General features: G+C 61.4%; 23 protein-coding genes and 1 pseudogene. 13 read left to right on the forward strand and 11 right to left on the reverse strand.

What is annotated here, in order from left to right; all coding sequences use genetic code 11:
- Together ABID19_RS21085 and ABID19_RS21090 are read left to right on the forward strand one after the other, a co-directional pair.
- A pseudogene (locus ABID19_RS21085) lies at positions 1 to 796 on the forward strand (ATP-binding cassette domain-containing protein).
- 130 nt (positions 797 to 926) lie between these two features.
- Positions 927 to 2,570, forward strand: a complete 1,644-nt coding sequence (locus ABID19_RS21090; protein WP_354492900.1) for a CHASE domain-containing protein — start codon at positions 927 to 929, stop codon at positions 2,568 to 2,570.
- Between the two features lie 92 nt (positions 2,571 to 2,662).
- Here ABID19_RS21090 and ABID19_RS21095 read toward each other — a convergent pair whose 3' ends face one another.
- From ABID19_RS21095 to ABID19_RS21120, 6 genes are all read right to left on the reverse strand, one after another.
- Positions 2,663 to 2,905 (reverse strand): YMGG-like glycine zipper-containing protein, encoded by a 243-nt coding sequence (locus ABID19_RS21095; RefSeq protein WP_352927831.1) that lies wholly within the window; start codon positions 2,903 to 2,905, stop codon positions 2,663 to 2,665.
- Between the two features lie 83 nt (positions 2,906 to 2,988).
- Entirely contained in the window at positions 2,989 to 3,312 is a 324-nt protein-coding gene (locus ABID19_RS21100) for a hypothetical protein (protein ID WP_354492901.1), read from the reverse strand.
- Between the two features lie 133 nt (positions 3,313 to 3,445).
- Positions 3,446 to 3,628: a hypothetical protein gene (locus ABID19_RS21105; RefSeq protein WP_354492902.1), complete on the reverse strand. Its 183-nt coding sequence runs from the start codon at positions 3,626 to 3,628 to the stop codon at positions 3,446 to 3,448.
- A 142-nt stretch (positions 3,629 to 3,770) separates the two neighbouring features.
- Positions 3,771 to 4,805, reverse strand: coding sequence for a sensor histidine kinase (locus ABID19_RS21110; protein ID WP_354492903.1), 1,035 nt, complete (start codon positions 4,803 to 4,805; stop codon positions 3,771 to 3,773).
- Positions 4,806 to 4,961: 156 nt separating this feature from the next.
- The gene (locus tag ABID19_RS21115) at positions 4,962 to 5,129 is read right to left on the reverse strand and encodes a DUF1328 domain-containing protein (protein WP_023797107.1); all 168 of its coding nucleotides are present in this window, start codon (positions 5,127 to 5,129) and stop codon (positions 4,962 to 4,964) included.
- Between the two features lie 225 nt (positions 5,130 to 5,354).
- Positions 5,355 to 6,149 carry a response regulator gene (locus ABID19_RS21120; protein WP_354492904.1) on the reverse strand — a complete coding sequence of 265 codons (795 nt, stop codon included), beginning with the start codon at positions 6,147 to 6,149 and terminating at the stop codon, positions 5,355 to 5,357.
- 235 nt (positions 6,150 to 6,384) lie between these two features.
- On the opposite strand from ABID19_RS21120, the gene ABID19_RS21125 reads away from it, so the two are divergent.
- Together ABID19_RS21125 and ABID19_RS21130 are read left to right on the forward strand one after the other, a co-directional pair.
- Positions 6,385 to 6,579, forward strand: coding sequence for a NepR family anti-sigma factor (locus ABID19_RS21125; RefSeq protein WP_352927815.1), 195 nt, complete (start codon positions 6,385 to 6,387; stop codon positions 6,577 to 6,579).
- 3 nt (positions 6,580 to 6,582) lie between these two features.
- On the forward strand, positions 6,583 to 7,134 hold the full coding sequence (locus ABID19_RS21130; RefSeq protein WP_352927812.1) for a sigma-70 family RNA polymerase sigma factor: 552 nt from the start codon (positions 6,583 to 6,585) through the stop codon (positions 7,132 to 7,134).
- Between the two features lie 55 nt (positions 7,135 to 7,189).
- Here ABID19_RS21130 and ABID19_RS21135 read toward each other — a convergent pair whose 3' ends face one another.
- A complete protein-coding gene (locus tag ABID19_RS21135; protein WP_354492905.1) occupies positions 7,190 to 7,570 on the reverse strand; it encodes a response regulator in 381 nt (126 codons plus the stop codon).
- Positions 7,571 to 7,777: 207 nt separating this feature from the next.
- On the opposite strand from ABID19_RS21135, the gene ABID19_RS21140 reads away from it, so the two are divergent.
- From ABID19_RS21140 to ABID19_RS21150, 3 genes are all read left to right on the forward strand, one after another.
- Positions 7,778 to 8,539 (forward strand): Crp/Fnr family transcriptional regulator, encoded by a 762-nt coding sequence (locus tag ABID19_RS21140; protein WP_354492906.1) that lies wholly within the window; start codon positions 7,778 to 7,780, stop codon positions 8,537 to 8,539.
- Positions 8,540 to 8,666: 127 nt separating this feature from the next.
- Positions 8,667 to 8,993, forward strand: a complete 327-nt coding sequence (locus ABID19_RS21145) for an ElaB/YgaM/YqjD family protein (RefSeq protein ID WP_354492907.1) — start codon at positions 8,667 to 8,669, stop codon at positions 8,991 to 8,993.
- A 10-nt stretch (positions 8,994 to 9,003) separates the two neighbouring features.
- Positions 9,004 to 9,468 carry a hypothetical protein gene (locus ABID19_RS21150; protein WP_354492908.1) on the forward strand — a complete coding sequence of 155 codons (465 nt, stop codon included), beginning with the start codon at positions 9,004 to 9,006 and terminating at the stop codon, positions 9,466 to 9,468.
- A gap of 24 nt (positions 9,469 to 9,492) precedes the next feature.
- On the opposite strand, the gene ABID19_RS21155 is transcribed toward ABID19_RS21150, so the two are convergent.
- Positions 9,493 to 11,025 (reverse strand): sensor histidine kinase, encoded by a 1,533-nt coding sequence (locus ABID19_RS21155; protein WP_354492909.1) that lies wholly within the window; start codon positions 11,023 to 11,025, stop codon positions 9,493 to 9,495.
- Between the two features lie 181 nt (positions 11,026 to 11,206).
- Between ABID19_RS21155 and ABID19_RS21160 the strand changes: the two genes are divergently transcribed.
- A complete protein-coding gene (locus tag ABID19_RS21160) occupies positions 11,207 to 11,401 on the forward strand; it encodes a hypothetical protein (protein ID WP_354492910.1) in 195 nt (64 codons plus the stop codon).
- 29 nt (positions 11,402 to 11,430) lie between these two features.
- Here the strand turns inward: ABID19_RS21160 and ABID19_RS21165 are convergent, their stop codons facing one another.
- Positions 11,431 to 12,351, reverse strand: coding sequence for a diacylglycerol/lipid kinase family protein (locus ABID19_RS21165; RefSeq protein WP_354492911.1), 921 nt, complete (start codon positions 12,349 to 12,351; stop codon positions 11,431 to 11,433).
- 293 nt (positions 12,352 to 12,644) lie between these two features.
- Between ABID19_RS21165 and ABID19_RS21170 the strand changes: the two genes are divergently transcribed.
- Positions 12,645 to 14,030 (forward strand): PRC-barrel domain-containing protein, encoded by a 1,386-nt coding sequence (locus ABID19_RS21170; protein ID WP_354492912.1) that lies wholly within the window; start codon positions 12,645 to 12,647, stop codon positions 14,028 to 14,030.
- A gap of 50 nt (positions 14,031 to 14,080) precedes the next feature.
- Here the strand turns inward: ABID19_RS21170 and ABID19_RS21175 are convergent, their stop codons facing one another.
- A complete protein-coding gene (locus tag ABID19_RS21175) occupies positions 14,081 to 15,658 on the reverse strand; it encodes an alkaline phosphatase family protein (protein WP_354492913.1) in 1,578 nt (525 codons plus the stop codon).
- 217 nt (positions 15,659 to 15,875) lie between these two features.
- Between ABID19_RS21175 and ABID19_RS21180 the strand changes: the two genes are divergently transcribed.
- From ABID19_RS21180 to ABID19_RS21195, 4 genes are all read left to right on the forward strand, one after another.
- Positions 15,876 to 16,808, forward strand: a complete 933-nt coding sequence (locus tag ABID19_RS21180) for a VOC family protein (RefSeq protein ID WP_354492914.1) — start codon at positions 15,876 to 15,878, stop codon at positions 16,806 to 16,808.
- A gap of 10 nt (positions 16,809 to 16,818) precedes the next feature.
- Positions 16,819 to 17,442 (forward strand): alpha/beta hydrolase, encoded by a 624-nt coding sequence (locus ABID19_RS21185; RefSeq protein ID WP_354492915.1) that lies wholly within the window; start codon positions 16,819 to 16,821, stop codon positions 17,440 to 17,442.
- 3 nt (positions 17,443 to 17,445) lie between these two features.
- Positions 17,446 to 17,745 (forward strand): GNAT family N-acetyltransferase, encoded by a 300-nt coding sequence (locus ABID19_RS21190; protein WP_352927781.1) that lies wholly within the window; start codon positions 17,446 to 17,448, stop codon positions 17,743 to 17,745.
- A gap of 183 nt (positions 17,746 to 17,928) precedes the next feature.
- Positions 17,929 to 18,987: a dipeptidase gene (locus tag ABID19_RS21195; protein WP_354492916.1), complete on the forward strand. Its 1,059-nt coding sequence runs from the start codon at positions 17,929 to 17,931 to the stop codon at positions 18,985 to 18,987.
- A gap of 11 nt (positions 18,988 to 18,998) precedes the next feature.
- Here ABID19_RS21195 and ABID19_RS21200 read toward each other — a convergent pair whose 3' ends face one another.
- Positions 18,999 to 19,253 carry a hypothetical protein gene (locus tag ABID19_RS21200; RefSeq protein WP_354492917.1) on the reverse strand — a complete coding sequence of 85 codons (255 nt, stop codon included), beginning with the start codon at positions 19,251 to 19,253 and terminating at the stop codon, positions 18,999 to 19,001.
- Position 19,254 lies beyond the last annotated feature (1 nt).

Below are 19,254 nucleotides of genomic sequence, written 5' to 3' on the forward strand. Positions count from 1 at the left end.
ATGGCTGACACGACTGCTCCCACGCCACTGATCGATATGCGCAACATTTCGATTGCCTTCGGCGGCATTCGCGCCGTCGACGATGCGTCGATCGACCTCTTCCCGGGCGAGGTGGTGGCACTGCTCGGCCACAACGGCGCCGGCAAGTCGACGCTGATCAAGATCCTGTCCGGCGCCTATAAGCGCGATTCGGGCCAGATCTTCGTCAATGGTGAGGAGGCTTCGATCTCCAACCCGCGCGACGCCAAGAAATACGGCATCGAGACGATTTATCAGACGCTGGCGCTCGCCGACAATGTCGACGCCGCCGCCAACCTTTTCCTCGGCCGCGAACTGATGACCGGCTGGGGCACGCTCGACGATGGTGCCATGGAGGCCGAGGCGCGCAAGGTGATGGGCAGGCTCAATCCCCGCTTCCAGCGCTTCAAGGAACCGGTGGTCAAGCTTTCCGGAGGCCAGCGGCAGTCGGTGGCGATCGCGCGCGCAATCCTGTTCAACGCCCGCATCCTGATCATGGATGAGCCGACTGCGGCATTGGGGCCGCAGGAAACGGCACAGGTCGGCGAACTGGTCATGCAGCTCAAGGCCGACGGCATCGGCATCTTCCTGATCAGCCACGACATCCACGATGTCTTCGAGCTTGCCGACCGTGTCTGCGTGATGAAGAACGGTCAGGTGGTTGGCACGGCGCGGACGAGCGATGTGACCCAGGACGAGGTGCTGGGCATGATCATCCTGGGTAAGTGCCCGCCCGGTGCCATTCCGGGGCCGGGGGGCGCTCAAGATCGCCGCCTAAGCTCCGGAAATAAAGCCGGCTAAGCACCAGTCGTGTAGTATGCCAGCCGCCATGATGGCTTGGCCTCGCCATTGTGTTGGCGTAACGACATGCGCATAAAGATGGGGAACCGCATGGGCCGCATCAGCAATTGAAGAAGTTCTTTCCGACCGTCGCTTTCATTGCCGTCGCGCTGGCCAGCCTGACGATGGCGGGATTCGCTTATTTCGCGACGCAGGAAGCTGCGCGCATCAAGTTCGAAGCGACGGCGGACGACGCGCTCAACCGGATCGATAGCCGCATCGACCTGCATCTGTCGCTGCTGCGATCGACCCAGGCGCTGTTCAACGCTCGCAATGGCGGCATTTCGCGAAGCGAATTCAAGGCGTTCTTCGACGCGCTCGATATTGACGACAATTTCGCCGGCCTGCGCGGCATCGGCTTTCTCCGGTTGGCGAGAGCCGGCGACGAGGCAGCGGTCGAGCGTGCCATCCTGCAAGACTATGGCGCCAGCCATCCCATCTATCCGGCTACGACGACGCTGCCATGGCGCACGCCCATTGTGATGTTCGAGCCGCTGGACCCTTCTAATCAATCCAGCATCGGCTATGACATGTTCACCGAACCGGTGCGGCGCGAGGCGATCGAAAGGGCGATGGCCGACGACCAGCAGCACGCCAGCGGGCGGGTGCAGTTAGGCCAGGAAACAGGTGCTGCGCAGACCTTCACCGGTTTCCTGGTTTTCGTGCGACTCAACGTCGAAACCGCGCCGGACGGCATCGATGCATCCAGATCCTCGACATCAGGCTTTCTTTATGCAGCCTTCCGCGCCCGCGATCTGTTCCAGACAGCGCTCAGCCGGACGCCGTTGCTGCCGGTCAACATCGAAATCTATGACGGCAAGGTGGATGCCGACCGTCTTTTGTTCCAGTCGGAAACGCCGCCGGTGTCGACCTTCGGCGACAGCCTGCTGGTTTCCCGTAAGGTCACCATCGCCGGGCGTCCGTGGACTGTCCTGTTCAGGCCGACAAGCGCCTTCTCGCAGCCGTCCTCCCGCGCCATTCCGGTGATGCTCGGCCTGTTCGGGCTGCTGCTCGCGGGGACGATCGCGCTGGTGGCACGCTATCAGGAGCGGGCCTATGACGCGGTCTCGCTGCTTCATGAAACGACGGAAAAAAGCCTGCTCGAAAAAGATCTGATGCTGCAGGAGATGAAGCACCGCATCAAGAACTCGATCACGCGGGTGCTGGCGATCGCGCGCCAGACGGCGTCGCACGCCACCGACGTTCAGGAGTTTTCGTCGTCTTTTTCGGCCCGGCTGCAAGCGATGGCGGCCTCCCAGGACATGCTGACGCGCTCGCGCTGGCAGAAGGCCGATTTAGGCGATCTGTTGCGCATCGAGCTCGGCCAGGTGTTCGGCAAGGAGCTTCCCGAGGGGATATTATCGGGGCCAGAGGTGCTGCTCGACGAGACGACGACGCAATCGTTGGGCCTGACCTTTCACGAACTGGCGACGAACGCGCTGAAATATGGCGAAACCGGCAATTCGGCCAATGCTAAAAAGGGCGACTGGCCGCTCAAGGTGGACTGGTCGGTCGAAGGCCGCAGGCGAGATAGGACGCTGGTTCTCAACTGGCGCGAATTCGGCCAGAAGAAGCTCGAAGCGCCTGTTAAAACCGGTTTTGGCACCAAGCTGATCGACTTGAACGTGACGCGCGAATTGCGCGGTACGATCAATCGCGATTTTCACGATGGCGGATTGAGCGTGGAAATCAGGATTCCACTGTCGGGCTGAAACGCTGTCCAAGCAACCGTTTTGGTAGGCATAAGCAACGGAGACCGGACGAGCCGGTCTCCGCTTTTATTGCTCGTGCGTTTCGAAACGGATCAGCAGCGAGCCGTATAGAGACGGCCACGGTTGTCGCGGTATTGGCAATAGCCATTGCGCAGGTTGCGCACCAGCAGGCCGGAACCGGCACCGATGGCTGCGCCCACCAGCGCACCCTTGCCGCCGTTGATCAGGCCGCCAGCCAGAGCGCCGACACCGGCGCCGACGCCGACATCCTGCTCGGTGGTGCTGCAGCCGCTGACCGCGACCACGGCAACCATGGCAATAATCATCTTCCGCATAGAGTCACTCCTCGCTTTTGTCCTCACTTGTAGCTCCACCCGTCACTTACCACGCGAAAAGGGGCTTTGCCTGTTCGATTTCGTTATTGGCTAAGAGAATCTTGTTCCTGGCTCGCGTCGTTCGAGGCAACCACAAGGTCGGAAATCTCCACGGAAGCGTCGAGGGTGCCGTCCGGGCGCACATTCCAGACGATCTGGTCATAATCATCCTCCAGCGCCGGATCGACGGAAAGGCATTTGGCAATTATGCGCGGAGCCTGACCTTGCACGTCTTCCAACGCAAACGGACGTTCGGCGGTGCATTCCTGAGCGGATTCGAAAACGCTCACCGATACCGGCAGTTCACGGCACTCGGTCATCGTATTGGAACAGCCAATGACCAGCAGCAGGGCAGCGATATGTTCCATGGCGACAGTCCTCTCGCCATAAGAACGGCCATCATCCGCCAAAGTTCCTGCGATGCAGGCTGGCGCGCGACTGATTGGAGGAACAGGTCGCATAAGGCAAGCAAAAGCCGCCGGCCACTTTGGGTTCGGTGCTCTAGATCAACTGGAACGCGGCCGCCAGAACGACCGCCGCAGCCAGCGCGATTGCGGCGCAACCGGGCGTCGACAGGGAAGTACGGGGCGACGGCATGGCGGATGCTTCGAGATCCTGAAGTCCTCCCATCGAAACGCGTGCGGCCTGTTCCAGCTTGTCGATGTCGGCAACCGTCAAAGCCATTCCTCCCTTGCTGCGCAGCAAAACTGCGATCGAAAATGCGGACGGGTGTTTGGGAAAACAGCATCGGAGTTTATGGTGAACAGATGGTTAAAGCGGGCGCGGCCGGGTTCATCCTGAGCCGTGTTGGCTGGACGTTGTCCGTTCAATCCATCTCGAAATTGCCGCGGGGAACGACAAGGCGGTATTCGAGGCGGTCCCCAGTGATTTCAAATGTCGCCGTACCATTCAACGATGCAGGCACGATGCGCTCGAGAGCGACGCTGCCAAAACGCTTCTCGTTGGGCTGATTGTCATTGGCTCCGATGGCTTCGGCCCATGTCAGCGAAAGGGCGGTCTCGCCAGCGGAAGCAGCCGTCAGATCGGCCGTCACCTCGACGAATCCGTCGGCTCGCGACAGAGCGCCGTAGCTGACCGAATTGACGGCCAGCTCGTGCATGGCCAAGCCGATATGCAGCGCGGCATTAGGGTTGAGGTATGGATTTGCACCCCGGAAACGCAGGCTGTGCGAGGGCTCGGCTCCATAGCGGCCGACTTGGCCGGATACGAGTTCGCGTAGTGCCGCCCCCCGCCAGTTGGATGAGGTCACCAGATCCTGGGATGAGGCGAGCGACTGCAACCGGCCGCGAAACCGTGTCAGGAAATCACCGAGCGTGTCTGAATAACGGCTGGTCTGGGTGGCGATGCTCTGGATGATGGCCAAAAGGTTCTTCGAGCGGTGGCTGACCTCGCGCAGCAGCGTCTTCAAGGTCTGCTCGCGACGTTTCTGCTCCGTCGTTTCGACCATGGTGGTGACGACGCCCTGCACGGCGCCGCCGTCGTCGTGATCGGCGTCTACCCATATTTGGAACCAGCGTACGCCGTCGTCGGCGGGAATGCTGAGCTCAAGATGTTCCGGATTGCCTGATGCGACGACGTTGCGTTTGGCCGCGCCGATACGCTCCGCCTGCGCCAGCGGCAGGATGCCGTTGCCGTCGGCCGTATCGGAAGCCCATGGCGGGCGCATGTTGCGGGCCCAGACGGTTTTCATCTCGCGATCCTGGTAGAGAACCGAGATGCCGGCATTGTGCAAAGCGTGAAGAAGAGCCCGGCCAAGCTGCATTCCACTTTCAGCGGAACGCAAAGCGATGATCTCATCGCTCCGTCCGCTGTCTTTCGTATCTCTGGGTCTGGATTGCATCGGCCCTTTATCCGCCCAATCCAGGCTGAACGGCTGACGAAAAAATGGGTTCCCAAAAAGCGGTCCGCCGAGCGACGTTCCGTTAAGAACACCGCTCGGCGGTAGCTGGAAACCGCTTGAGGGGTGCGGCTCCCAGTGTTCGATCGCACTTAGCGTTCACGACGCTCGTTTAAACAAGCCGGCGATAAGCGAGATGATCAGGAACGCGAGGAAGATGAAAAACAATATCTGCGCTATACCGGCCGAGGTGCCGGCGATGCCGCCGAAACCAAGAGCGCCTGCAATGATCGCGACAACGAGAAATACCAGCGCCCAGTAAAGCATGATCGATCTCCTTCAAATGGTACGGCAAAAACGTTGCTCGCTGCCGTTTGTTCCGCCATTTCCCGAAAAAGGCGTTCTTGGAAATCTTTCGGCCCGAGTGGAACGGTCATGCGCAGAGGAACTTCGACGCGCAAGCGACGTTTGCTCGCAGCAAGGCGCCAGCGTCACCCAACCTGTGGAAAACGGGCGAAATGAAGCCTGCTGCGAGGTTAGACCCAGTCGCTCCTAGGCAGCGGCTTTTGCATGCCGGTCGAAGAACAGCGCCTGGCTGATCAGCGCCTTGACCATGTCCGGATTGAACGGCTTGGTTACGAGGAAGGCCGGCTCCGGCCGCTCGCCGGTCAAGAGGCGCTCGGGAAAGGCGGTTATGAAGATCACCGGCACCGGCGTGGACGACAGGATCTCGTTCACCGCTTCGATGCCCGAGCTGCCGTCGGCAAGCTGAATGTCGGCCAGCACCATCTTTGGCCGTGTCTTTACGAACATCGCCACCGCCTCGGCATGAGTGCGCGCGGTTCCGACGACGCGGTGACCCAGGCTTTCGACCATTTGCTCGATGTCCATAGCGATCAGCGGCTCGTCCTCGATGATCAGAACATCGGTTGCCACCTGGCGGGAAATCTCGTTGCTGGCTTCGGCCAGAAGTTCGGAGAACTCCTGATCGTCAACGTCGAGAATCTCTGCCGCCTCGTCTTCGCTGAAACCTTCGACGGCGACCAGCAGGAAGGCCTGGCGGGGACGGGGTGAGATCGCGTTCAGATTGGCGGCGGCGCGTTGTTCCCAGGCCGACTGCGGGTGTTCTTGCGGAACGCGGATGGCGACCGAGGTGAACAGCTTGGCGAAGACCTTGTAGAGCGCGATGCGGTCGCTCGACGCGTTCGGAAAGATGTCAACGTCGGCGATGATGGCTTCGAGCATCGCGGCGACCAGCGCGTCGCCACTCTCCTGCGATCCCGAAACGGCCCGCGAGAAGCGGCGCAGGAACGGCAGGTGCGGTGCGATGGTTGCGGATAGGCTCATGATGGACGTCTCCCTCTGACGTAATTGCATAAATTGCGGGCCAAGCCGATTACAAGCCCCGAAAATCGGCGCTAGAGATATAAACGCCGGCTTTCCGAAAAAGTTCCGATGCTTTGGAACTAATATAAGGGGAGGGCGTTTGAGATCGGATGGGCAACCAGACGAGGGGGTGCCGCTTGCTTTCGTCGTGTATTGAAAGGCGGCAGGTACTGGAAATAAAGGGCAAAATGAAGACATGACGAAAGACACCACGGCTGGCGCTCCACCCAGGCGCCGGGCTGCTTCCGGCGACCCGCTCGGGCCAAACTCGGAAATCGGCCGAAAACTCAAACAATATTATGACGAGCTGGTCTCCGACAGTGTGCCGGATCGCTTCGCCCAATTGCTCAGCCAGTTGGAACAAGCCCAACCCGCACGAAAAAAGGACTGAGGCATGGCGGCCGTCTCCCAGAGCTTCAAGACGGACCTGCTCGGCTCGATTCCGAGCCTGCGAGCCTTTGCCGTGTCGTTGACGCAAAACGCCGACAAGGCCGACGATCTGGTGCAGGAAACGCTGGTCAAGGCCTGGGACAAGCATGAAAGCTTCGAGCCAGGCACCAATCTCAAGGCATGGCTTTTCACTATTCTGCGCAATGAATTCTATTCGCAGATGCGCAAACGCGGCCGCGAGGTGCAGGACAGCGACGGCGTCATGACGGCCAGGCTTGCCGTCCATCCGGCCCAGCACGGCCAACTCGATCTCAAAGATTTTCGTGGCGCGCTCGAGCAATTGCCCGAGGACCAGCGCGAAGCCATCATCCTCATCGGCGCTTCGGGCTTTTCGTACGAGGAAGCCGCCGAGATCTGCGGCTGTGCGGTCGGAACGATCAAGAGCCGCGTCAGCCGAGCCCGCACCCGATTGCAGGAAATCCTGAAGATTTCCGCCGATGACGAGTTTGGCCCGGATGCGATTTCGGCTCAGGTGACGGGGTCGAACGCCGCCTGAATACGGCGGCCGATTTTCCGCACCTCAGAGTTTCAAGATCAAGCAAGCTCGGGCATCAAGCAAGGGGTCCGCGCCCGCACGCCGCCGCCACCGCCTGCACCAGATCGTCTCCCGAATAGGGCTTGGTGACCAATTTGATATCCGGAAAAGACACCTTGATTTCGTCCATGTCCGAATAGCCCGACGCAAAGACGAAGGGCACGCCCGATTCGCGCAGCCGCGAAGCGAAATCTAGCGTCGAAGTACCGCCCAGCATGAGGTCGACGATGGCCGCATCGAATTGCGAGGTGATGCTCTTGCGATCGATCTCAGCCAGGTCACGGGCGATGATCACCTCGCCGGCGCCATAGTCGCGGCAAAGCTGCTCGACATCCATGGCGATCAGGAATTCATCCTCCAAAACAAGAATGCGCAATCCGTCAAGCAAGGGTGGCACGTGGCAGTGTCTCCGTGGCGCGTAGAAAAAAGGGGAAACGCAGGCAACAGGGGAGTCATGGTCTGTATTTGGGTTCCTGTCATCTAAAGTTATTTGGCATCCTGTCATTTAAAAAAGACATGCCGTCCCAGATGACGGAACCTCCGTGGCCACAGGGCGTTTGCTCTCGCCTCTTTGGAAGAGGGCAACGCTTTCGAAGGGGGATTGATGCCTAGCCAGAACGGCCGTTCTTTTTCCACCCGCCGTTATTCATGTGACAACTGCCCACTGCGGCCGTTGCCGGCGTTCCGGGAGTTCGAGAAGGAGGAACTTGTCTTCGTAAACACGGTCAAGAAGGGCGAACTGGCCGTCGACAAGGGGGCTACGGTTCTGGTTGAGGGAAGCCGCAGCGCTCATCTCTACACAGTGCTTTCGGGCTGGGCATTCCGCTACAAGCTGCTGTCGGATGGCCGCCGTCAGATCATGAATTATTCCATGCCTGGTGACCTCATCGGCTTGCAGGGGAGCCTGATGGGCGAGATGCAACACTCCGTCGAAGCGCTGTCGCCGATGCTGCTCTGCGTCTTCGATCGAGAAGTCCTTCCCGAACTCTACCGCGGCCATCCGGGCCTCGCCTATGATATCACCTGGATCGCTTCGCGGGAGGAGCGCATGCTGGACGAAAACCTGCTCAGTATCGGCAGGCGCACCGCGCTTGAGCGTGCGGCCTATCTTATCGCCTTCATCTCCAGCCGCGCTAAGACGGTCGGGCTCAATGGCAGGACCCCCCTGCAGATTCCGATCACGCAGCAGCACGTTGCCGATACGCTCGGCCTGTCACTGGTCCACACCAACAAGACGATCCGCAAACTAATGGATCGCGGGCTTATCCACTGGCGCGACGGCGGCTGCGAGGTGATCGACAGCGAAGGGCTCAAGGAACTCGCACGCTGGGAAGGGCTGAACGAAGATCGCCGGCCACTGATCTGAGCGCCCGGCGGAAAACGAGCCGGCTGGACTTACCTTCGAAAACAACCTTTCATAGACCTTGTTCCTATTTCGGAACCTTGGGGGGGATTGAACGTTTCGACCCGAGCAAAACGCAAGGAGTCAAATAATGGCGACTGCCGCAGGAAAGTCCCCAAACGAAAGCCGGACGAATTCGGACCTTGAAGCCGACATCAGGCAGTTGAAAGCCGACATCCAGAAACTCACCGAACAGCTGGCCGAGACCGGCCAACATGGTTACGGGGCTGCTCGCCGCGTTGCTGCCGAAGGCGTCGAGCAATTGCGCGCCCAGGGCGAGGCGGCGTTCGACACCTTGCGCGGCAACGCCAAGGACATCGAAGCGCAAGTGGCGGCAAGCGTGCGCGAAAAGCCAGTGACGTCATTGGCGATTGCCGCAGGCGTCGGCTTTTTGTTCGCGCTTCTCGCGCGCCGTTAGCCTCAGCCCGATGGGAATGCTGGCATCGCTGATCTCGGGGTTCGCCGCGGGTGAAACCATGGCAGCCGTGCGACGCGCACGCACGGCTGCCATCGTCTATGCGCTCGCGGCACTTGCAGTGCTGTGCGGGGTTGGGTTCCTCATCGGAGCGGCCTACGTCTGGGTGGCGGGCCGTTACGGCCCGATAACAGCCTGCCTTGCTTTCGGCGCCGGCTTCCTGGTGATTGCAGGGCTCCTTCTGCTCATCCATAAGCTGTCGGCTGGCGCGCGCACCCGACGCGGAGCGCGGAGGCGCAATGCCGACATGAAGGCGATCGGCATGACGGCTGCGCTTGCCGTGCTGCCGACGCTGCTCAAGGGGAAAGGCGGCCTTGGCACCATTCTCGGCCCGGCGATCGCACTGGCCGCCTACGCTATTTATCGCGAGAACACGAAGCCCGACACCGACGATCCGGATGCCGGCGAAGCGAAATAATTCGCAGCGAAAATGGCGGCAACGTCACTTCGACAGATCCTCCAGCGGCATCGATATCTCAGCGAACACGCCTTCCGGTCGAAATTCGTGGGTCACCTCGCTGGAGATGACCTTGGCCAGGCTGCGGCGGATCAGGATCGAGCCGAAGCCGTGGCGTTCGGGCGAGGCAACTTCCGGCCCGCCGCTTTCGCGCCAGGTCAGCACCAGGCGCCGTGCGCCTTTGCGACCTTGTGCCTTCCATTCGAGGTCGACCTTGCCCGCAGCCGACGACAACGACCCGTATTGCAGCGCATTGCTGGCCAATTCATGCAGGATCAGGCCGAGCCCGACTGCCTGATCCGGTGAAAGCAGGAGATCGGCGCCCGAGATGGTCATGCGCGGCTGGTCGGCGGTGTCGAATGGCTTGACCTCGATTTGCACCAGTTCGCGAATACCGATGCCGCGCCACTCGCGGTCGGACAGCAGGCTATGGGCGGCGCCCAGCGCCTGAAGCCTGGCGCTGAACGCTTCGAGGAACTGGCTCGGCTGGTGGGCATGGCGAACGGTCTGGGTCGCCAGCGCCTGAACGGTGGCCAGCGTGTTCTTGACGCGATGGTTCAGCTCGCGCAGCAACAGTCGTTGCCGTTCGTCGCCGAGCTTGCGTTCGGTGACGTCGTAATTGACGCCGAAGATCAGCGTCGGCTTGCCGTGGCTGTCGCGCTCGATGACACGGCCGCGCGTAGCAACCCAGCGTGGCGGACTGAAGCCCTTGATGCGGTATTCGCCAAAATAGTCGTCACCGCCGGCCAGCGCGTCGCGAAAGTGCGTCTCGGTCTGGTAGATATCGCGTGGGTCGATGGCGGCAAGGATATCGCGCGCCCTCAGCCGGGTCGAGCGCGGCAGGTCGAACAACTCGGACAACCGGACATCGCATTCAATCATATCGGTGTGGATATCCCATGCCCAGCTGGCAAGCGAGGCGGCGTCGAGCGCAATGCCGCGCCGTTTCTCCTCGCGCGCCAGCGCGGCTGCGGCGCTGGCGCCGTTGCGGGTGGCGTCCTTCAATGTGAACAGGCTGGCGGCGAGGCTGGCGAGCGTCGTCAATTGTTTGAGCTTGGCGGCAGACGGGGACGCGCGCGGCTTTCGGTCAAGCACGCAGAGCGTGCCGATCCGGGCGCCGGCTACTACAATCGCTGTACCCGCATAAAAGCGGATATGGTGCTCGCCAGTGACCAGCGGACTGGCGTTGAAACGCGAATCCGTGGTCGCATCGGTCACCACCATCGGCTCGTCGGCGGCGGCAATGGCATGGGCGCAGAAAGATGTATCGGTAGCAGCCTCGGTTTCATCCAGTCCGACACAGGATTTGAACCATTGCCGTTCGGCGTCGAGCAGTGTCACCAGCGCGATTGGCGCCTGCATCACCGCGGCGGCGAGTCGAGTGATATGATCGAAGTCAGGATCGGCCGCCGTGTCGAATGCGTCGAGACCGTGGAGTACGGCAAGTCGATCCTGTGCCCTTACGGCGCTAAGGACATCGACCGGCAGATTCGGTTTTTTCTCTACCCTGCTATCCACAAGGCCCCCAGATGCATCAGCTTGCAGCCATTCGCGCTAGGTCCGTTGCCTGGCTCCGAAACCGGAACCTTCGCCTTGAGGAACCGTTACCCAACCACGTTTGCCCAGCCCTGCCCGCCGGTACCAAACGACGTTTCCGCGCCAAACGACATGCCTGCACCAATCGATATGGAGGCCGATCATGCCCAAGACCGTTCCTGAAGACAAAGCCCGCCAGGGACGATGGGGGTGGCACACTTTCCGTATCCTGATCGCTGCGCTGCTTTTGGCATTTATCGCCTGGGGCATCGCGGAGATTTACGGCAACATGATAGACAAAACGCCGACCACCGAACAGGGCGAGCTTCCTGGGAATGAACAGCCTCCCAAAGGCTGATGCCTCCCTGTTGGCCGTGTCGGGCTGCATCACGCGGCTTTCGCTTGAGCGACGCGTGCCGGAACGAGAACCTTCAGCGCGCCAGGATGGATTTCGATCGTCGTTTCGCTGTCAAGTCTGACCAGTTCGCCATCCATGACGGCGCGAAGTTTCTTGGCCTTCGAGTGGACTTTCAAAACGACCCGGTCGGCCTGGTGGATTTCGACGTGCTCGCTGTCGCGCCATTTGCCGCGGGCAATGTCGAAGAGGAACCCGACCAGTTCGCCACGCCGCCGCGCCACCGTGATATAGATGCCGAGCACGCCGCCGGCGGGATTGTCGGCATAGGGCAGATGACCCTCACCAAATAGATTGTTGGTGATGCCGATGGCGGTGGTGCGCGTCACGATCTCGGCTTCGCCGATGGTCAGCGTCACCTTCATTGCCGAAGGGTTGTTGATCGCCGCCCAGGCAGCCTTCAATGAAGCCCGCATCTTTCCCAACCGCGAGCCAAACTCCATGGTCTGGCGAAGCTGAACCATCTTGGCATGCATGCCGATCGAGAACTGATGCACGAATGGGCGGCCGTTGGCGGTTGCCATATCGACTGCGATCACGTCGCCGTCGGCAAAGGATTCCACAGCCGCGTCAACGGTTTGTGGGATGCCCAGCCCGCGCGCAAACAGGTTCATCGTGCCGGCCGGCAAAATGGCGAGTGCCGTCTTCCTGCCCATCAACCGAGCCGCTGCTGCCGAAATGGTACCGTCGCCGCCGCCGGCCAGCACAATGTCGATGCCGTGCTTCGACGTAATGCGGTCCAACGTCGCGACGATGTCCTTGCCGGCAACGACGTCGATATCGATGGAGTGACCTGCTGCTTCCAATTTCTGGCGCATTCGGTCTGTGAAAGCGGAAAGGTCAATTGTGCGCAAGGTGCCGCCCTCCTGGTTCAGCACCGCCGCAAATCGCATCCCCCCGCTCCGTTTTTTCTTGGCAACCATCTGGTATCATCGGCCAGGACAGACCCAGCCGCAGGCTAAAACGGGGCGACTGAAAAAAAGTTCCGCAGCTCTGGCAAAAATACAGCAGCGACCTCCTTGGCGACCGCATCTTCGAGAGCGATTCGGATTGTTTTTTCGCGCGGCTCGCCGCGGTATCGGAACAACAGCGTGGTCACGACGTTGTGAATAAGTGAAGACGCCGCGACCGATCTCCCACCCGGCGGCGCGTGGCGCGTAAGAATAACGCACGAGGAGAGATTACGATGATCCGCACCCTTTTAACCACCACCGCACTTGCAGCGTTGCTTGCGACCGGTGCTTATGCGCAGTCGTCTACGACCCCGGCGCCGACGCAGGACCCGACAGTTCAGGAAACCGCTCCGGCCGCACCCGTTCAACGCGCCGAAGGCAGCTTGGTGACCAATATCATCGGTGAAACGGTCTATAATGGGACAGGTGACGACGCCGAGAACATTGGCGATGTCAGTGATGTCGTCTTCGATGAAAATGGTCAGGCGAAGTCCGTCGTCATCGGCGTGGGCGGTTTCCTTGGCGTTGGCGCCAAGAATGTCGCTTTCGATTACAACAAGCTGCAATGGGCCGAACGGAATGGCGACCGCTGGCTGATCGCCCAAACGACAAAGGACGATTTGACCGCTCTGCCGGACTTCGACCGCAAGCCCTATGATCCGGCACCTGCGGCCAACGACACCACGGCTGCGGCTCCTGCCGCTCCTTCCGGCTCGACCGACACCACCGCGCAGAACGCTCCGGCGGCTCCGGCCGAACCCGTGAAACGCGCCGATGGGAACCTCGCCACCAATATCATTGGCGAGACTGTCTACAACGGCACTGGCGACGACGCTCAGAACATCGGCGACGTGAACGACATCGTCCTGGCCAAGGACGGCAAGGCCGAGTCGCTGGTCATTGGCGTCGGCGGCTTCCTTGAGGTTGGCGAAAAGAACGTGGCCTATCAGTTCGACAAGGCCAAATGGGCGGAGAGGGATGGCGATCGCTGGCTAGTGGCCGAGACGACCAAGGAGGATCTGGAGGCGTTGCCGGACTTCGACCGCAGGTCCTATGATCCCGCCCCGGCAACCACCGCATCGAATGACGCGGCGGCGCCGGTAGCCACCACTCCTACCGTCACCGCGGCTCCAGCACCGGCGGAGACGACGGCGCAAGCCCCAGCGGCAAAACCCGACACCGCTGCTCCGGCGCCAATGGATAAGAAGGCCGAGGCTCCCGCGGCAGCAGCGCCTGACGCGTCAGCTCCCGACCAGACCCAGACCGCGGCGATCGACAAGTCGGCGCTGACCGAGATGCCGGTCGACAAAATCCGGTCGGAGGATTTGGTTGGAACCACCGTCTATGGCGCCAATGATGTCAACGTCGGTGAGATTGGCGACGTCGTGCTGACGGGCGACAAGAAGGTCGATGCCGTCGTCATCGACGTTGGCGGTTTCCTAGGCGTCGGCGAGAAGGAGGTGGCAATCGGCATGGATAACCTGAAATTCATGACCGACAAGGATGGCAACCGCTATCTCTATACGAATTTCACCAAGGAGCAGCTCGAAGCGCAGGTCGCCTACGACAAGGGCACCTATGCTGAGAAGCGCGACGAGCAGCGCATGATCATGCGGTAGTTTGCTCCCACGATGAAAAAGGCCCGTGCCGGCAACGGCGCGGGCCTTTCTCACGACTGGAAAGGTAGCAGACCTGCGACGTGGCCTGCAACGCCATCCTCGGTCAGTTCGGCAAGCGCCAGCGACTGGTCGAGATGTTCGGCCCGCCAGGCGAGCAATTTTTCGGCAAGCTCCAGCCGGACCGGCAGATAGGCCGGATCGGCAGCGACATTGGTTAATTCGTCTCGATCCTTCTCCAGATCGAACAGCAGCGGCGGCAGGCCGCCGAAATGTACATATTTGAATTTTTCCGTGCGGACGACTGCGAGATTGCACTGGCGTGGACCTATGCCGAAATGCTGTTCGGCATCGCCGTCGGCAACCGAGCGGAAATCGAACTCCCAGTGGGCGGCCTCGCGCCAGGTGTCAGGCTCTCTGGCGTCCAGGAATGGCTTCAGCGAGCGCCCATCGAGATGTGGCGGCGTTTCCTGGTCAAGCAGATCGAGCAATGTCGGGACTATGTCCACCGCCTCAGTAAAGCGGTCGATGCTAGCGCCGGCCGCTGTGCGGCGACGCGGGTCGCGTATGATCAGCGGAATGTGAAAGCTGCCGTCGAAGAAGCCGCCCTTGCCCAGCATGAAATGGTCGCCCATCATCTCGGCGTGGTCCGAGGTCAGCACGATTATGGTGTCATCCCATGAACCCGCCGCCTTGACCGCCTGCCAGATGCGGCCAAGCTGCGCATCTACTTCCGAGATCATGCCGTAGTAGAGCGCGCGGAGGCGGCGAAAATTGTCGTCGCCCCAGTCGCGGACCTTGCCGTCGGCGCCAGGGCGGAAGTTCGCCCGCTGCTGCCGGTCAAGATCATAGGCAAGATAGGGATGGCTTTCTGCCTCGGCTTGCCAGTTCGCGGCGCGGCGGAAGGCTGTAGCGTCGTCCGGGTCGTACATGCTGTTGTAAGGCTCCGGCACGATGAAGGGTGGATGCGGGCTGAGGAAGGAAAGATGCGCGAACCACGGTGTATCGCGCTCCTGTTCCCCGAGCCAGCGGACGAACTCGCCGGTCAGGAATGCTGCTGGGGTCTCGTCCTTCGAGTAGATGGGCGGCGCGTTGGTTACCGTGCCTTCCACGCTGTCACCATGGATGTCGCCCGCTGGGCGATGAATGTCGGGAAAGCCGACAGCGGCATCGACGCCGCGCGTTTTGAGCCAGGACAGCCATGGTTTCTGGTGCTCCGGCAGGAGTTGGCGCGCGGTGAAGCCCGGCAGCACGCCTTCGTAGCTTTTCAATCGCGGGTCGCCTGGCGCCAGCATACGCGGATCGAGTGACACATCGGTATAGCCGAACAGCGTCGGATCATAGCCGAGACCGCGCAAGGAAAGCGCGATGTTGCCGTGGCGGCCATCGAGCGGCGTGCCGTTGCGACAGACGCGGTTGTTCATCTGGTAGAGGCCGGTGTAGAGACAGGCCCGCGCCGGCGAGCAGGGCGCGGCCCCGCCATAGTGTTTTCTGAACAGTACGCCCTCGGCAGCAAGCGCGTCGACGTTCGGGGTCCGCACGACCGGATGGCCGACAGCCGATAGGCAGTCACCGCGCCACTGGTCGCAGGTGATCAGGAGAATGTTCGGGCGTCTGCTTTTTTCGGCCATTCGCTGTATCTTTCAATATGGCGTGCCGCTCATGGAGCCGAAATTTGGTGACGGCGCAAGACTGACAGATTTTCTGAGAAGTGAACATAGTCGTAGGATTGTTCACTTTTACAGCACAGTCCATTCTGCGTTTGCAGCCTTTGTCGCTGACGGCTGTATCCTCATATTGGCGTGGACCGCGGCATGGGCCGCACGGAACAAGGGAAGGAGCAGGAAAATGCTCGACCAGATCAAGGGCCTGCATCACGTCACTTCGATGGCCAAGGATGCGCGCCAGAACAATGAATTCTTCACAAAAAAGCTCGGCCTGCGCCGGGTCAAGAAGACTGTCAATTTCGACGCGCCGGATGTCTACCACCTCTACTATGCCGACGAGGTCGGCACGCCCGGCTCGGTGATGACGTATTTCCCGTTCCCCAACATCGGCAAGGGCCGCCACGGGGTCGGCGAGGTCGGCACGACGGTCTATTCCGTGCCCGAAGGCACGCTCGCCTATTGGGAGAAGCGTTTTGCCGATGAGGGCGTCACGGGACTGTCGCGCAAAGAGATATTCGGCGAAAAACGGCTTGCCTTCGCCGGTCCCGATGGCGACGGGTTTGCGCTGGTCGAAGACAAGGCGGACACCAGAGCGCCCTGGGTAAAAGCTGGCATTCCCGCCGACGAGGCGATCCGCGGTTTTCACTCGGTGTCGCTCAGGCTGAAGGATGGCGGCGCCACTGAAGAGTTGCTGAAATTCATGGGCTATGAGGAGATCGACAAGGCAGGCAATGTCAAACGGCTGGCGGTGAAGAACGGCAATGGCGCCAATGTCGTCGACATCGAATCGCTGCCGGGCGCTGCTTTCGCCGATCTCGGCGCTGGCTCCGTTCACCACGTCGCCTTCGCCGTCGAAAACCGCGCCAAGCAGCTCGAAGTGCGCAAGGCGCTCATGGACACTGGTTACCAGGTGACGCCGGTGATCGACCGCGACTATTTCTGGGCGATCTACTTCCGCACGCCTGGTGGCGTCCTGTTCGAGGTTTCGACCAACGAGCCGGGCTTCGACCGCGACGAGGACACGGCCCATCTCGGCGAGGCGCTGAAGCTTCCGACGCAGCACCAGCATCTGAGGCCCTATCTTGAGCAGCATTTGCAGAAGCTGGAAGACTGAGGACAAGGTCATGAGCAAGGACGCTTACATCCACAAAGTGCTGCCCGGTTCGCCTGATGGACCGCTGCTTTTCGTCTTCCACGGCACCGGGGCCGACGAGAGCCAGCTTCTGTCGTTCGGACGCGATCTCGCGCCGCAGGCGACCATCGTCTCGCCGCGCGGCGATGTCTCGGAACAAGGTGCGGCGCGCTTCTTCCGCCGCGCCGGCGAGGGCGTCTACGACATGGGCGACCTGGCGCGGGCGACCGACAAGATGGCCGGTTTCGTCAAGGCGCATGTCGAGGCGGCAAAGCCCTCCTCGGTGCTTGGCCTCGGCTATTCCAACGGCGCCAACATCCTGGCCTCGGTGGTGTTTGCGGCACCGACGCTTTTCGATGCGGCGGTGCTGATGCATCCGCTGATCCCGTTCGAGCCGCAGATCAAGGGCAGCCTCGCCGGCCGCCGGATCCTGGTCACGGCAGGCAGGCGCGATCCGATCTGCCCGCCCAACCTGACGTCGCGGCTGGAGGCCTATTTGCGTGCCGATGGTGCCGATGTCACAGTGGAGTGGCACGACGGCGGCCATGAGGTGCAGTCAAACGAGATCGAGGCGGCACGGCGGTTCCTATCCGCTATGCCGGCTGAAGGAGCATAAGCAATGCCTGACCAATTGCCGGAGATCGAACTGGAGGATCGCGGCTCCAAAGGCCGCTATCTTTTGCGCGGCCCTGATGGCGCCGAGGCGGAGATGACGTTCACCAAGATCGGCGAGCACCAGATCATCATCGACCACACCGAGGTGCCGGACGCGTTTCGCGGCCAGGGTGCGGGGCTTCGCCTCGTCACCCGCGCCGTCGAGGATGCGCGTGCGGCGGGCAAGAAGATCATCCCGCTTTGCCCGTTCGCCAACGCCCAGTTCCGTCGCCACCAGGAATGGGCCGACGTGCTGAAGCGATAGCGTTGATCCTACCCACAGGCCTTGGCGCGCGATGATGGTCGGGGCAGGCGGCTACAAGAGCATGCCCCGCCGAGGCATTCGCGTAGGTCGCCGGTCTCGTGGGTATCGGTCTTGCCTAGTGGGTATCGTCTTGCCTAAGTAGGTGTATTGCCCGCCCGACCAATCGAAACGAATGATCCCCTGATGACCGAAACCGATCTCGTTCCCGTCTTCGACGGCCACAACGACACGCTGCTCAGGCTCTATCAGTCGAAGGACGCGGACGTCGAGAAGCTGTTCATCGAGGGGACGCAGGGCGGTCACATCGACCTGCCGCGGGCGAAGAGGGGCGGATTTGCCGGCGGCATGTTCGCGATTTTTCCGCCGCCGGTCGAGAGAGCCAAACGCAGCGCGGTGCCGCCAGCACCAAGAGACGACGAACCGTTGCCGCCGGAACTCCCCCGTGCCGATGCGCTCAATTCCACCATCGCCATGGCCTCGATCCTGTTCAGGCTGGAACGAGCATCGGCGCTTACCGTCTGCCGCAGCGCCGGCGACGTGCGAAACGCGATGGCGCAAGGTTCGATCGCGGCGGTGTTTCATATCGAAGGCGTCGAGGCGATCGACCCCGAACTGACGATGCTCGACGTGCTGCATGCGGCCGGCTTGCGCTCGCTCGGCATCGTCTGGAGCCGGCCGAACGCCTTCGGGCACGGCGTGCCGTTCCGCTTTCCGTCGACGCCCGACACCGGGCCTGGCTTGACCGATGCCGGCAAAGCGCTCGTCAAGGCCTGCAACCAACTCAAGATCATGGTCGATCTTTCGCATCTCAACGAAAAGGGGTTTCGCGACGTCGCCGAGATCAGCGACGCACCGCTGGTCGCGACCCATTCCAATGTGCATGCGATCTGCAGCCATTCCCGCAACCTCACCGACTGGCAGCTCGGCGCCATCCGCGAGTCGGGCGGCATGGTCGGGCTGAATTTCGCCACCGGGTTCTTGCGCGAAGACGGCAGGATGAATGCCGACACCAGTCTCGACATCATGGTGCGCCATGTCGATTCGCTGCTGCAGGCGCTGGGCGAAGACGGCGTCGGCCTCGGGTCCGATTTCGACGGCGCCATGATCCCGGCTGCCATCGGCGACGTCACCGGTCTGCCGAAGCTCATCGATGCGTTCGCCGCGCGCGGCTTCGGTCGCGCGCTGATCGAGAAGATTGCCTATCGCAACTGGATCAACATGCTGGAAAAAACGATTGGTTAAGTGCGTGAGGGCTACTCGAAACCCATGCGCCCCAGCCATTCCTGGCCGATGCCGCGATCGCGGATGATCGGCAGCGGATCCGTCGCATCCAGCCGCGCGCAGATGCGGTAGACTTCGAGCGTCTCGGCGCTCATCTCACCGCGCTTGTAAAAGAACATGGCGGCTGCGTAGCGGGTGCGACCCGACCATTTCTCGCCGAGCGGCGTGTTGATTAGCTGCCACTGCTCAGTGGCTTCCCCGTCGAATTCGTACTTCTCGCTGGTCATG

Source organism: Mesorhizobium robiniae (assembly GCF_040545535.1).
Classification (GTDB): domain Bacteria; phylum Pseudomonadota; class Alphaproteobacteria; order Rhizobiales; family Rhizobiaceae; genus Mesorhizobium; species Mesorhizobium robiniae.

Bases quoted from the DNA above. Each gene is read 5' to 3' on its own strand.
- ABID19_RS21120 (WP_354492904.1), bottom strand. From the start codon at position 6,149: ATGAGCCTATCCGCAACCATCGCACCGCACCTGCCGTTCCTGCGCCGC.
- ABID19_RS21185 (WP_354492915.1), top strand. From the start codon at position 16,819: ATGAGCAAGGACGCTTACATCCACAAAGTGCTGCCCGGTTCGCCTGAT.
- ABID19_RS21190 (WP_352927781.1), top strand. From the start codon at position 17,446: ATGCCTGACCAATTGCCGGAGATCGAACTGGAGGATCGCGGCTCCAAA.
- ABID19_RS21125 (WP_352927815.1), top strand. From the start codon at position 6,385: ATGACGAAAGACACCACGGCTGGCGCTCCACCCAGGCGCCGGGCTGCT.
- ABID19_RS21110 (WP_354492903.1), bottom strand. From the start codon at position 4,805: ATGCAATCCAGACCCAGAGATACGAAAGACAGCGGACGGAGCGATGAG.
- ABID19_RS21150 (WP_354492908.1), top strand. From the start codon at position 9,004: ATGGGAATGCTGGCATCGCTGATCTCGGGGTTCGCCGCGGGTGAAACC.
- ABID19_RS21165 (WP_354492911.1), bottom strand. From the start codon at position 12,351: ATGCGATTTGCGGCGGTGCTGAACCAGGAGGGCGGCACCTTGCGCACA.
- ABID19_RS21175 (WP_354492913.1), bottom strand. From the start codon at position 15,658: ATGGCCGAAAAAAGCAGACGCCCGAACATTCTCCTGATCACCTGCGAC.
- ABID19_RS21145 (WP_354492907.1), top strand. From the start codon at position 8,667: ATGGCGACTGCCGCAGGAAAGTCCCCAAACGAAAGCCGGACGAATTCG.
- ABID19_RS21105 (WP_354492902.1), bottom strand. From the start codon at position 3,628: ATGGCTTTGACGGTTGCCGACATCGACAAGCTGGAACAGGCCGCACGC.
- ABID19_RS21160 (WP_354492910.1), top strand. From the start codon at position 11,207: ATGCCCAAGACCGTTCCTGAAGACAAAGCCCGCCAGGGACGATGGGGG.
- ABID19_RS21095 (WP_352927831.1), bottom strand. From the start codon at position 2,905: ATGCGGAAGATGATTATTGCCATGGTTGCCGTGGTCGCGGTCAGCGGC.
- ABID19_RS21100 (WP_354492901.1), bottom strand. From the start codon at position 3,312: ATGGAACATATCGCTGCCCTGCTGCTGGTCATTGGCTGTTCCAATACG.
- ABID19_RS21200 (WP_354492917.1), bottom strand. From the start codon at position 19,253: ATGACCAGCGAGAAGTACGAATTCGACGGGGAAGCCACTGAGCAGTGG.
- ABID19_RS21130 (WP_352927812.1), top strand. From the start codon at position 6,583: ATGGCGGCCGTCTCCCAGAGCTTCAAGACGGACCTGCTCGGCTCGATT.
- ABID19_RS21170 (WP_354492912.1), top strand. From the start codon at position 12,645: ATGATCCGCACCCTTTTAACCACCACCGCACTTGCAGCGTTGCTTGCG.
- ABID19_RS21195 (WP_354492916.1), top strand. From the start codon at position 17,929: ATGACCGAAACCGATCTCGTTCCCGTCTTCGACGGCCACAACGACACG.
- ABID19_RS21140 (WP_354492906.1), top strand. From the start codon at position 7,778: ATGCCTAGCCAGAACGGCCGTTCTTTTTCCACCCGCCGTTATTCATGT.
- ABID19_RS21180 (WP_354492914.1), top strand. From the start codon at position 15,876: ATGCTCGACCAGATCAAGGGCCTGCATCACGTCACTTCGATGGCCAAG.
- ABID19_RS21115 (WP_023797107.1), bottom strand. From the start codon at position 5,129: ATGCTTTACTGGGCGCTGGTATTTCTCGTTGTCGCGATCATTGCAGGC.